The following is a 12981-nucleotide window of genomic DNA, read 5'->3' as shown; positions in this document are numbered from 1 at the left end:
TGAATTTATTTCAGGGTCCAGCCGAGCCTTGACTCTCTTGCGCTGGATACTGAAACAAGTTCAGTATGACGACAACGGCAACAACGGATCCCCGACAGAAACACTCGGGGATGACAACAAAAGGCAAAGGCTGTTATAAAAATTGGGGGGCATTCTGAACTGGCGGCCCGCAGGGTTTTCAGAATCTACCTTTTGGGTTGTTAAAAACAACAAAAACAACTAACTACCCAAGCAGTAGATCCTGAAATAAATTCAGGATGACCTACTTTTGTTAATAACAACAACAACAAATGGAAAAGTAAAAAACCCTCTGAAAACTTATCAGAGGGTTTTTCATTTTGAATTTGTAAACCGCTTTATTACAGCGGGATATTGCCCTTGTGCGGGTTTTTGCGCGGATCACGCTTGCCTTTCAGCACCGCAAACGCACGGATAATTTTACTGCGCGCGTCAGAAGGCTCAATAATCTCGTCAATAGACCCGTTAGTTGCCGCCTGATAGGGCGAAGCGAACTTGTCGGAATACTGCTGGGTCATCTTCTGTTTGAGTTCCTCTTTCTTGGCGGGGTCTTGCTCGGCCTTCAAATCGCGCGAGTACAAAATTTCCACCGCACCGCGCGGGCCCATTACGGCAATTTCCGCACTGGGGAACGCAAAGTTGAAATCCCCACGCAAGTATTTAGAACCCATTGCAATATACGCACCGCCGTAGGCTTTGCGCAAAACAAGCGTAACTTTGGGGATAGACGCCTCGGAATACGCATACAAAAGTTTCGCGCCGTGGCGGATAATACCGCCGTGTTCCTGTTGCACGCCAGGGAGATATCCCCCCGTGTCCACCAGCGTTAAAAGCGGGATATTAAACGCATTTAAAAAGCGGATAAAGCGCGCGGCCTTGTCGCTCGCGTCGCTATCCAGCGCACCGCCCAAGCAGGCCGGGTTGTTGGCTACCACGCCGACCACTTGGCCGCCTAAGCGGATAAAGCCCGTAACAACGTTCTTGGCAAAATTCTGGTGGATTTCAAAGAAGCCAAAATCATCGGCCAAACGCCAAATAACGTGGTGGATACGGAACGCCTTTTTGGGGTCCATTTCGCACACGCGTTCCAACACCGGGACTTGGCGGGAAGCCAAATCGCTGGTGGTGTCTAACGGCGGGTTTTCTTCGCAGTTTTGCGGCAGGAAAGAAAGCAGTTCGCGCACTTGGCGGAAGCAATCCTGCTCCGACTTGGCGACAAACTGGCACACGCCGCTCTTTTCGCTGTGCGGACGGGAACCGCCCAAGGTATCAAAATCCACCTCTTCGCCGGTGGCCGCTTTCACAGCGCCCGGGCCCGTGATGAACATATGGCTGATGCCTTCCACCATAAAAATAAAATCGGTAAGTGCCGGGGAATAAGCCGCACCGCCCGCGCAGGGGCCTAAAATAACGGAAATCTGCGGAATCACGCCGGAGGCTTTTACGTTGCGGTAAAAAATTTCGCCGTAACCGTTCAAACTGTCAACGCCCTCTTGAATACGGGCACCGCCGGAATCGTACAAGCCGATTACCGGGATTTTGGCTTCCAACGCGCGGTCCATTAACGCCGCAATTTTTTTAGCGTGAGCCAACCCGAGCGAGCCGCCCAGTTGCGTAAAGTCCTGCGCGAACAGAGCCACTTCGCGCCCGTTAATGCGGCCAAAGCCGGTAATTACACCGTCGCCCTTGATATGTTTATCTTTAATACCAAAGTCGCTGCAAGAACTTTCCATTAAACTTTTGATTTCTAAAAAACTGTCTTTATCCAGCAGGTAGGAAATACGTTCGCGGGCGGTCATCTTGCCTTTGTCCTTCTGGGCTTTAATGCGCGCCTCACCGGCGCCTTTTAGGGCGTCTTGGAAAATTTGTCTAAACTTAACTAAACTGGCCGGAGCGGGCTGGTCCGACGGCTTGTCTAATCTGGGATCTTCAAAAAGTTCAATCATTGCTCCCTCCAAATCTGTCTTACTTATATTTTACTAAATAACCGGGCTGATTTTCCCGCAGGCCTGCGTAAACATAAAACCGGGCACCAACTCCCACGTTTTTATTTCCAACGCCGGGCAGCCCAGTTTTTCGTAAGCGGCCAACGCCGGGCCGTAAAATTCCGCGCGGCCGTTTACGCACCGCACATCATAACTATTTAAAGAAAGCCCCGTGCCCAGCACCTTTACAAGCGCTTCCTTTTGGGTCCATAAGGCCGTTAAAAAAGTATCACTTTTTTCTGTCAGTTCCGTAGGGTGGAAGAAATCCTTGGCCCACGCTTCTATGCGGTGGGCGGTTTTTTCCAAATCTATACCTAAAACGGCATTTTCTCCGGCTAACCCCGCTACGGCAAACCCGTGGCTGTGCGTAATGCTAAACGCCAGCGGGCTGTCTTTTCCCCCCACCCGCAAAAGCGGTTTTCCGCTTGGCTGGGGCAAAATTTCTATTTCTTTTTTATCCGCGCCCGTGGCCTGATGCACGAGTTCCTTTAACGCAAATCTGCCCCCGAGCCACTCCGTGCGGCGTTTGGGAAAGCGGAGCGTTTGAAAAAACGCGCTTTCCTTCGCGCCCAGGATTTCTTCGGCTGGGGGCAGATTACTTAAATCAACAACTTTCAGTTGGCAGGACATCGCGCCTTATTGGCCGATAGCCTGGTAGCCGTGGATTTCCACCCACACTTTGCCTTGTGCGTCAAACACATAAGCATCGTGGAGAGTCTTTCCGTCGGCGGTGTTACCGCGGTTTACGCCGTACAAATACAACTGCGCGGGCGGTACTTGTTTATTGAGTACGGCCACTTCGGCGATACCGTCGGGCAACGTCATTTTGTGCTCAATGCTCATATCCTGGAAGCCGCAGCATTGGAACGCCGCTTCAATCAGCATCGGGTTAGCGAGCAAGGTGCGCGGGCCGTCGTTCCATTGCGGGCGCGGGGTCGTGTGGTAAACCGCCAAGGAAGCGTGTTTATCTACGCGGAGAATCCCGGCCAAAACCTGGAAGGAAGGACCGTGGAAATACTTTTTATAAATTTCTTCTTTGCTTACGCTCATCGGGGCGTTGAGGCCCGTCATCGCTTCGGCTTTTACGGAGTCCCAAGTGGAAACAAAGGAACCCAGCGTATGCGCGGTAAAGTGGCGGCGGGTGTTGCCCATTTTCACGCCCTTGCTGTTAATGAAGTCGCTTTCAATTTCCATAGAGGCTTCATTACCGGCGGCTTTACCGATTACGCGCACAGCCTGCGGGCGGTTTCTTAACAGTTTAATCGGCAAGTAGAAGTGAACATCCTTCAAGCCTTGCGGGACCTCGCCCGTGAGCGCGGTAGCCGTTTCCATAAACGTTTCAATGCCCATTACGCCCGGCACATACGGCGTGCCTTCAATGGCGTGGTCGGCCAAGTACGGATCGGAATTTAAGTTAAATTCTTTTTCCAAGTGGATTTCGGAGCCCTTTTGGAGCGATTTAACTTCGCCCAAAAAGTGCGTGGCCTTGGCGGAATCTACCGCCGGAGCCGCCGCTTTGGGGGCAGCCGCCGGAGTGGCAGGCGTATTGCCGCCGTTGGCGGAGTCATCGGAGCCGTTGTCTTCGGCTCCGATTTCGTCCCACTCAAATTTTAACTGATGGTCCCAGTCCAAGCGGCCCAACGAACCCGTCAGTACGATTTCCGGCACGCGTCCATAGACGATTTCGTCCAAGAAGATTTGCATACCGTCTTCGGGGTCCACAAAGTCCACACCGTTGGAGCGCAAGAAGGTTTCCACACCGGCACGCACACCCATACCTACATTTTTGTAAGCACTCATAGCAATGCTGATGGCGCGGTAGCCTTGGTTGGACAAGGACAAGGCAGATTTGGCCAAGTAGTCGTTGGCGCTGGCGTAGTCGCTCTGGCCCAAGTTGCCGTATTTACCGGCAATAGAGGAGGCAAAGGCGAAGAAACCGTCGTCGCGGACAATGTTGTTAGCCAGGAACGTGGCAAAACTCGTGGCTTTTACGTCAAAGATACGGTAATATTCCGCCGGGTCTTTATCGTAAATCAGTTTGGAGCGTTCCAAGCCCGCAAAGTGGATAAGCCCGTCCACGCGGCCGTTTTTGGCTTTAATCTTGGTGCAAACTTCCTTCATCATAGAGGAGTTCATCACGTCGCAATGGTAGTATTCCACTTCACTGCCCAAGTTGCGCAGTTTCTGCAAGTTGTTATAGAGCGTAATGGAATCCTTCACGCGGCCAAAGGCGCGTTCCAACATCACCGGGGTAGCCTTTTTGGTCGGATCGGCTTTGAGGTCTTCCCAGATTTGTTTTTTGAGCGCGGCCAGTTCGGCTTCGTTCATAGAAGCCCACAGCGGCGTTTTTTCTTGGATTTCAATAATATCCAACACGATGATTTTGCTGTGGTACTGGGCGGCAATCTTTTGGGAGAGCATCGCACCGATACCGCGGCCGGAACCCGTGAAGATAATGGTTTTGCCGGCGAGGTCAAAGTGTTTGACGCTCTTATCCAAGCGGGTCGGCAAGGAGAGAATCGTGGAGCGCACGTTATCTCTCGTACCAATCATCAGGCGCATATCGCCGTGGAGCACTTCGTCCATCGTCTTTTGGGCCATTTCGTCCGGCGTGGCGGTGGGTTCAAAGTCCATTAATTTGCTAATGGCGCCCGTGCGTTCGTACACGTCTTTGCGGTAGCAGGTGGTACCACCCGTGAGCGCACCCACAATCGGGTTAAACTCATCCTTGGTCGTGTAACCGAAGTTACCGTCAATCTTCGTGTTCACCGCGAAGAACGTATCGGCGTCCTGGCGGTTCGTAAGGCCTTTTTCAAATACGCGCAACGCAATAAACAGCGGCATTACGTATTTGGTCAGTTCGGCGTGCGGGCTGGCTTTTTTGTCAAATTTCTTAATCGTAGCGCCCAACAGATACACGATACCTTGGATGTTCGGGTCCTCGGCTTCGTAGGCTTTCAAGGCCGCTTCGGTTTCTTCGTACGATTCCCAATTTACAATGGTCGTATTTTTGCTGCGGGTTTTGAGCGTGGTAAATACGTGGTATTTTACGCCCAATTCTTTAAATTCTTCCGCATACGCTTTAATCAGTTGGGAATTATCGGCAAATAACAACACCGTGCGGTCCTTGGATAAGCGTCTGTTTTCGCGTTCCGTAAGCGGTGCATCGGCCACCGTGGTAACATAGCGCAATTTCTTTTCGTGGCAATGTTCGCCCTGATAACCTTCTCTTTCGGGGCGTTCCGCCAGCGAGAAATGCTTTTCAATCGGAGCCGTCGGGTTGGTAATCAGCGCATCTTCCTGCGGTTTACCAATGTGTTCGGCAATAATGTGGGCCGGCTTTTTAATAAGTTTCGGCGCGGGAGCCACAGGCGCTTGCGCAGCCGGGGCTTCGGCGGGTTTTACTTCCGCTTTGGCCGGTTCGGTTACGACGGGTTTTTCTTCCGTAGTAAGCGGGAGCACAGCAGGTTTATCTGCCGCCGGAGCGGTTACCGCCGCAGACTTGCCACCCGCATTAGCCAAGGCAAAGTTAATGCAATGGCGGATCGTCGGGTAGTCTTTTAACTGGATACCTTCCTGCTGGGCAATGCCATAATGTTCGCGCATTGCGGCAAAGAGTTCGGCCTGTTTAACGGTGTCAATACCGAGGTCAGCTTCCATATCCAAGTCCAAATCTAACATATCTTCCGGATAACCCGTCTTTTCGGCGACCATTTTAACGATTTCTTTCGTTACGCTGGCTTCGTCCAACGCCACAGCCGGTTTAGCGGCAGGCGCGGGCTGTACAGCCGGAGCCGGAGCAACCGCAGGTTGCGCCACAGGAGCCGGGGCTACTGCGGGCTGAGCCGCAACAGCCGCCGGAGCGGGAGCGGCCACAGGGACCATAGGTTTGCCCGCATTAGCGAGCACAAATTTAATGCAATGGCGGATTGTCGGATAATCCTTCAACTGGATACCGTCTTGCTGGGCAATGCCATAGTGTTCGCGCATTGCGGCAAAGAGTTCAGCCTGTTTAACGGTGTCAATACCGAGGTCGGCTTCCATATCCAAGTCCAAGTCCAACATATCTTCCGGATAACCCGTCTTTTCGGCGACCATTTTAACCACTTCTTTGGTTACCGTCGCTTCATCAAGCGCGGCCGCCGGTTTAGCAGCAGCCACAGGGGCTACCACAGCCGCCGGAGCCTGTACAGGGGCAGGCGTTACCGCCGCTTGGGCCACCGCAGGAGCGGCCACAGGGGCCGCGGCTTTACCCGCGTTAGCGAGTACAAAGTTAATGCAATGGCGGATAGTCGGATAGTCTTTCAACTGGATACCGTCTTGCTGGGCAATACCATAATGCTCACGCAAAGAGGCAAAAAGTTCAGCCTGTTTGACCGTATCAATACCGAGGTCGGCTTCCATATCCAGGTCAATATCCAACATATCTTCCGGATAACCCGTCTTTTCAGCCACCATACCTACTACTTCTTTCGTTACGCTGGCTTCGTCCAACGCGGCTGCCGGTTTAGCGGCTTGCGCCACAGGAGCGGCGACCGGGGCTTGTACAGCCGGAGCCGGGGTGGCCACAGGGGCCACAGCCGCAGGTTTGCCCGCATTAGCGAGCACAAATTTAATGCAATGGCGAATCGTCGGATAGTCCTTCAACTGGATACCGTCTTGCTGGGCAATACCATAATGCTCACGCAAAGAGGCAAAAAGTTCAGCCTGTTTGACCGTATCAATGCCGAGGTCGGCTTCCATATCCAGGTCAATATCAAGCATATCTTCCGGATAACCCGTCTTTTCAGCCACCATACCTACTACTTCTTTCGTTACGCTGGCTTCGTCAAGCGCGACCGCAGGTTTAGCGGCAGGAGCCACAGCGGCTTGCGCCACAGGAGCGGCGACCGGGGCTTGTACAGCCGGAGCCGGGGTGGCCACAGAGGCCACAGCCGCAGGTTTGCCCGCATTAGCGAGCACAAAGTTAATGCAATGGCGGATCGTCGGATAGTCCTTTAACTGGATACCGTCTTGCTGGGCGATACCGTAATGCTCACGCAACGCGGCAAAGAGTTCGGCCTGTTTCACGGTATCAATGCCGAGGTCGGCTTCCATATCCAAGTCAATATCCAACATATCTTCCGGGTAACCCGTTTTTTCGCCAACCATTTTGACGACTTCTTTGGTTACGCTGGCTTCGTCCAACGCGACAGCCGGAGCGGCCACAGGCGCGGGCGTTACCGCCGCTTGGGCTACCGCAGGTTGCGCCGCAGGAGCGGCCACAGGGGTCGCGGCTTTGGCTTCGTGGGCGTGAATCGTGTTCACTTTATCCACAAACGCTTGGGAGCCTTCCATTACCAAGGCGGGTTTTACGCCGTGGCGGTAGTTGTCTTTAATGCGCAAGGTGTTCTGCACAACTTCCAACACCGGGGCTTCCTGGCCGGAAATGGTTTTTAACCAAGCCGCGTGTTTGGCTTCATCGGCGATACGGGGTTCGCCCTCTTGCCACACTTTTTCAAGTAAAGTCATACCAATTTGGGAACCGAACCCGGCGGCTAAGCGCAAGGCGTATTTAAAGTTATAGTGGCCGCCTTTGCTAAGCGTAATGCCTTCCAATTCGGGGTCGGCTTCTTTAAAGTTTGCAATCGGCGGTACGAGGCCCGTGTTCAGGCAGCGCACGGCGATGGCGTCTTCCAACCCAGCACCCATAGAGTGCCCGGTGAAACCCTTGGTGTTGCTGACGATAACACTGCTGACATCTTTACCAAAGGTAGATTTAAGCGCATACGCTTCGGCGCTGGCGGAACCGCCGCGGGCCGGCGTATAGGTTTCGTGAGAGATGAACACCAACTGTTTGGCAATGTCGGAGCGGTTCAAGCCGTATTCCTGTTCCGCGTGGGTTACCAAGCGGTTCATTACCTGAGCAACGTGGCCCACGTCCAAACGGGTTACGTGGAAACCGCTGTTGGCGATTTCGGTGGACAAAATTTTAGCCAACGGTTTCATACCGCGTTTGGCTACTTCGGCTTCGTCTTCCACTACTAAGGAGACCGCACCCATACCCACAATCATACCGTTGCGGCGGCGGTCAAAAGGCAAGGCGGCCTTGGTAACGTCGGCTTCCGTGGTAGCGGCGCCGGAGGCCAAGAAGGCCGTCAAAATCCACTCAGACACATTATCATTGGTAATGTCGTCGGCGCTGATGACGATAACGCGTTTGCAGCGGCCGAGTTTAATCCAGTCCTGCGCCACGGCAATCGCCTGGGCGGTGGAAGCGCAAGCGGCGCTCATAGCCGTCGCCGGGCCGCGGGCGCGGATCCATTGGCAGAAGTGGCAATGGGCAATAATAATGGTCTTTAAAATAAATTCCGAGGTAAAGGCTTCGGGTTCAATTTCTTTATCTTTAAAGTTATCTCTGTACCAAGCCTCAATTTCGGCTTTGAGGGCCGGATCGGAAATTTGGGCAACAAATTTATCGCAGAACGCGCGGACTTCTTTGGCGGTTTTGTTGTTAAGCAAACCGGCCACGCGTTTGGAAAGGTCGCCCATCATACTGTTGGCCACCGGGAAAGCGGAGGTGAAAATCACGCCCGTTTCGTCAATCATTTCAGCCGGCAGACCCCAGCGGTCCGGCAAGTAACCGCCCGTAGAGGTGGGTTTGTAATAAAGCACCAACGGGATACCCGCGTCCTTCAAGGCCAAGATACCCGCGGCAATAGCCAGTTGGAAACTGCGGTCCATAGAACGGACCCATTTGGCGGGCAGGCCAAATTCTTTTTCCAAGTCAAACGCGCCGCCCTTGGCCGCCAATTTAATGGCCTGCATCGGGGAGGTCAAGCGTTCAAAGCGGTGGTTGCCGTCTTTGGATTTGATAACAAATTCAACGTGTTTATCAATTTGTTTTTGCTGGATTTCCGCAGAGACGGGCTCAATCATATTGCGGCCGGAAAGAATTTCGTCCAGTACGCCTTCGCGGAAGATTTTATCCCAACTGCCGGGACCGCCGGCGGCAATACCGCTAATTACAACGGATTTTTTACCGTTGTTCGCGGCGGGCGCGGAAACTTTGCACGCACAAGTTTTGGGGGTTTCGGTGGTGCCTTCGGTTTTTTCAACCGGGGTGGCATTGCCGGTTACCCAGTTTACAAAAGCAGGGTTAAAGGTATGGTTATCACCGTACATATCAGTACCAGTCCAATCCAAATGAATACCAGAGGAAATTAAGTTCGCAAACAAATCGTTAAATTCCACAATACCGCCCTTTTTGGGGTGGTTGGAGGCCAACACTTTGATATCTTTTTTATCAGACAAGGTGTTAGAGGCCAAGGCGGAAAGCACGCGTTTCGGGCCGCACTCTACAAACAAGCGCACGCCGGAATCATAAGTGGTTTGGAGTTGTTTAATCCACTCCACAGAGTGCGAAATCTGCGTAACCATAAGGTCTTTGATTTTTTCGGGGTCGCTCGGATAAAATTCCGCCGTAACGTTGGTCGTAATCGGCATCTTAGGGGCGTGGAAAGTAAGCGTATCCAAGAACGCGCGGTACTGCGGCATAGCCGGGCGCACGATAGCGGAGTGGAAGGCGTGCGAAACCGGGATTTGCACCGCCTGAATACCCATATCAGTAAACATCTTAATCGCATCGTCCACGGCTTTGCTGCCGCCAGCAATAACGGTCTGGGTCGGGCAGTTCTTGTTCGCCACGGCCACATAACCATTGATGCGCACGAGTTCGGGTTCTACGCGTTCCACGGGGGCCGCGATAGAAGCCATTTTACCATTGTCTTCTACTTTAATTTCAGACATTACCTTACCGCGGGTGCAAACAGCCTTCAAACCGTTTTCAAAATCAAAAATCCCGGCGGCTACGGCGGCGGCGTATTCGCCCAAACTGTGGCCCATTACCACATCCGGCTTAATGCCGAACGAGGACAACAAGCGCATCATAGCGATATCGGCCGTGAGTACGGCGGGCTGGGTCATTTCGGTCTTTTTAATAGCGGCTTCGCGCACGGCGATTTGTTCTTTGGTTTCGCCGGGTTTGCTCCACAAGGTGTCCGTCAAGTTTTGGCCGATAATGTTCAAAAGCAAGCGGTCGGCTTCGTCAAAGGTGTCCTGCACTACTTTATATTTGGAAGCCAAGTCCTTCATCATATCCACATACTGGGAACCCTGGCCGGGGAACATAAAGCAAACTTTCGGTTTGATTTCCGTCGGAGTGAAAGGATAAATGCCTTTCATACGCAGGTACAAGGATTCTTTTTCCCACACATCCTGGGTGGAAGCGGTTTTCTTGAAAAATTCAATTTTTTCTTTTAATTTTTCCGGGTTTTCCACGTTAATGGTTACCGCAAATTTGCCGGGTTTGGCCATATGGTTCTTGTAGGAAATGCTCGGCAAATAGGTGGGGTCGTATTGGATAGCGACAACGGCTTTATCCAACACGTTAAAAAGTTCCTGTTTGGTGGCGGCGGAGAAAGTTAAAACGTCGCTCTGGATTTTTTCACCGGGAACGTGAAGGGTGTAACTGCTGCTCATAGTAGATTTCTCCTGTACGGGGGTTGAAACGGTGTGATGAGTGGCTTCTTCGGCCTGTTTCAAAAGGCCGTCGTTCATTTCTTCCATAGCCACGTGGAAGTTCGTGCCGCCAAAGCCGAACGCGGAAACGTTGGCGCGGCGCACTTTGTTGGTGCTCCACTCTTCCGTCTGCGTAATTACGCGGAAGGGGCAGGTGGTCCAATCCACAATCGGGTTGGGCGTTTTGAAATTGACGGACGGCGGCAACACCTTATTATATAAGGCGAGCGTCGTTTTGATTAAAGAAGCGATACCGGCCGCCGCTTTGGCGTGGCCGATTTGGCTCTTTACGCTGCCGAGGCCAATCGTACCCGGTTTGGCATACGGAGCGAAAAGTTCGGTCAAAGCGCCCAGTTCGGTAGCATCGCCTACGCGGGTGCCCGTACCGTGCGCTTCAATCAGGCCTACATCACCGGGGGTGTAGTCCAACTGTTCAAACGCTTTTTCCACAGCCAATTTTTGGCCCTTGGGGTTCGGCGCGGTAATGCCTTTGCCTTTACCGTCGGAGGAGGCCCCCACGGCGCGGATAACGGCATACACGCGGTCGCCGTCTTTTACGGCGTCGGACAAGCGTTTCAAAATAACCATACCGGCGCCTTCGGCCATTACAAAGCCGTTTGCGCGGGCATCAAAGGGATAGGAGCCGTCTTCGGACAAGGCACCGATTTTGCAGAACTTAATATAAGCGGAGGGCGACATCATTTGGTCCACGCCGCCGGCTACGGCCATATCAAAGTTCCCCATACGCAGGCCGTTCACGGCCTGGTCAATAGCCGCCAAAGAGGTGGCGCAAGCGGCGTCCACCGCAAAGTTCGTGCCGTGCAAATCAAACACGTTGGCTACGCGGCCCGGAATAACGTTCGCCAGTTCGCCCGGCATAGAGTCTTCGTTAATCGGGGAAAATTTTTCGCGCACGCCCGCATCCATTTCGTCCAGCATTTTCTGGGCGTCGGCCGGGGCCAGCGACTTGAAAGAGGAGGTATTTTTGAGAATTTCGTACAAGAACGGACGGTTCAAGCGGGTGTTGGACATTTCGTTCTTCATACCGCCCATAGAGTTACCAATAATTACCGCGGTGCGGTTATGGTCATAGGCTTTTTTATCGTATCCGGCATCTTCCAAGGCCATACGGGTGGTTTCAATGGCCAGGTGTTGCACCGTGTCCATTTGCTTGGCAATTTGCGGGGGAATACGGTATTTTAAGGAATTAAATTTGAAACTTTGCGGAATAAAACCGCCGATTTTGGAGTACAGTTTGTCTTCTGCTTTGTGATCGGGACTGTAAAAGAGATGGTAGTCCCAGTACGACGCGGGAATTTCGGTAATGCAGTATTTGCCTTCTTTAATGTTTGTCCAGAATTCGTCTTTGTTCAACGCTCCGGGCATAATCGCCCCAATACCAACAATGGCGATAGGTTCAAGGTTTTTATTTTTCATTTGTTCTCCTAACGTAAAATCCTCTTTCCTTGGCATACGTATATAGATATATTTTAGGAAATTTAGCAAGGCAAAACAAATTTTAAACCGTCTTTTTGCGCAAGAGTATTGACAAAATCTAATCCGTTTTGTCAGAATTTGCCCTCTTTGTGCCCGGTTTTGGAAGGTTCTCCGTCCTAGACCGCATTTTTATCAAAAGAGCATTTTTTGCAAAATTAAGGCTGATTTTGCGTTTTTAAATAGTCCCAGGCCAAAATATTTTTGCTTAAAATGTTAAAACCGCCGCAAGTTTTGCGACGGTTTTAAGTAAGGATAAAGCAAATTTGGAACTATTTTTGCGTTTTTTCTTCCGCCACTTTCATATTTTCCAAGTCTTCAATCAGACTTAACAAAGTGGGTTGGAGTTTGGTTACATATTCCTGTTCAAAGGTGCTCATACGCTGTTCCATACGGGCCATTTGTTTTGCCAAATCACCCGCAGATTTATCTTGCGCCATTTTGAGTTCTTCCAAACGGTAATGCAAACTTTTCACTTTTTCCTTTAAATCGGCCAGGTCCAAAGAGGACGACCCCTGCAACGATTGCAGCAGCGAAGCACGCGGTTTAAAGGCGGGCGGCTGGGCCACGGTTACAACGGTTAAATCCTCCACAGCCGGTTCAAAGTCCGTTTCGTGCGCCAAGGCCGCGCGGTACTTGGCCGTAAAAACGAACAGTAAAATAAAGCAAACGGTAAAACCGATAAGTTGTAAAATGACGGTAGTTTCCATAGTTTTTATAATACCATATTTTTAAGGGTCAGATACGCCCGTTATTTGGGGCGGACAATCACAAAACTGGCAAAAAACGCCCCCAGCGCAAACACCCCATATATAAGGTAGCGCCAAAAAGCATTATCCGGCACCGGACACAGCCAATAAAATAGCCCGCACAGCACCAAAAACGAAATAATCCCAAAAGTGTTAAATTTAAAAGTTAAGTGCAT

General features: G+C 51.8%; 5 protein-coding genes. All 5 read right to left on the bottom strand.

Going from position 1 to position 12981, the window contains the following annotated elements; genetic code table 11:
- Positions 1-359 precede the first annotated feature (359 nt).
- Positions 360-1964, bottom strand: a complete 1605-nt coding sequence (locus ACR0QV_RS02960) for an acyl-CoA carboxylase subunit beta (protein ID WP_432634484.1) — start codon at positions 1962-1964, stop codon at positions 360-362.
- Positions 1965-1997: 33 nt separating this feature from the next.
- Positions 1998-2633, bottom strand: a complete 636-nt coding sequence (locus tag ACR0QV_RS02955) for a 4'-phosphopantetheinyl transferase family protein (protein ID WP_432634483.1) — start codon at positions 2631-2633, stop codon at positions 1998-2000.
- 6 nt (positions 2634-2639) lie between these two features.
- The gene (locus tag ACR0QV_RS02950; protein WP_432634482.1) at positions 2640-11999 is read right to left on the bottom strand and encodes an SDR family NAD(P)-dependent oxidoreductase; all 9360 of its coding nucleotides are present in this window, start codon (positions 11997-11999) and stop codon (positions 2640-2642) included.
- 329 nt (positions 12000-12328) lie between these two features.
- Positions 12329-12766, bottom strand: a complete 438-nt coding sequence (locus ACR0QV_RS02945; protein ID WP_428053092.1) for a hypothetical protein — start codon at positions 12764-12766, stop codon at positions 12329-12331.
- A gap of 41 nt (positions 12767-12807) precedes the next feature.
- Positions 12808-12981 carry a hypothetical protein gene (locus tag ACR0QV_RS02940; protein WP_432634481.1) on the bottom strand — a complete coding sequence of 58 codons (174 nt, stop codon included), beginning with the start codon at positions 12979-12981 and terminating at the stop codon, positions 12808-12810.

This window comes from Candidatus Avelusimicrobium sp., from assembly GCF_050873505.1.
In the GTDB taxonomy this organism is placed as follows: domain Bacteria; phylum Elusimicrobiota; class Elusimicrobia; order Elusimicrobiales; family Elusimicrobiaceae; genus Avelusimicrobium.
This window is presented reverse-complemented; position numbering and strand designations above follow the sequence as displayed.

Bases quoted from the DNA above. Each gene is read 5' to 3' on its own strand.
- ACR0QV_RS02960 (WP_432634484.1), bottom strand. From the start codon at position 1,964: ATGATTGAACTTTTTGAAGATCCCAGATTAGACAAGCCGTCGGACCAG.
- ACR0QV_RS02955 (WP_432634483.1), bottom strand. From the start codon at position 2,633: ATGTCCTGCCAACTGAAAGTTGTTGATTTAAGTAATCTGCCCCCAGCC.
- ACR0QV_RS02950 (WP_432634482.1), bottom strand. From the start codon at position 11,999: ATGAAAAATAAAAACCTTGAACCTATCGCCATTGTTGGTATTGGGGCG.
- ACR0QV_RS02945 (WP_428053092.1), bottom strand. From the start codon at position 12,766: ATGGAAACTACCGTCATTTTACAACTTATCGGTTTTACCGTTTGCTTT.
- ACR0QV_RS02940 (WP_432634481.1), bottom strand. From the start codon at position 12,981: ATGCACTTAACTTTTAAATTTAACACTTTTGGGATTATTTCGTTTTTG.